Source organism: Neisseria sp. P0009.S007, assembly GCF_051962515.1.
The window spans coordinates 1-229 of the sequence record NZ_JBQCVF010001352.1 but is presented as its reverse complement, the minus strand read 5'-3'; the positions used below and the strand labels follow the sequence as shown (position 1 = coordinate 229).

Here is a 229-nt window from a genome sequence, read left to right as displayed (position 1 = left end):
TTTTAAAAGATGTTGAGCAAGTCTGTTTAATTCCATCGTATCATAGATGCCTTTTACGAGAGCCATGATCCGGTAATTGGAATAATGTGGCTCTTCTTTAAATCGGTTTGTGTGGATGAACAAGGCAATTGTATTTGCTACGGTATGTTCCTTTCGTAATGCCTCTGCTGCTGATGAAACATGATGTGTAATTGCTGAGCTGATAGTATCTATATCTTGAACGGGCTTT

1 protein-coding gene is annotated in these 229 nt (G+C 38.4%); it reads right to left on the bottom strand.

From position 1 onward, the window contains the following. Positions 1 to 229, bottom strand: a 229-nt coding sequence (locus ACTHS3_RS18915; RefSeq protein WP_440368943.1) for a DinB/UmuC family translesion DNA polymerase, incomplete at both ends; no start/stop codon positions are given.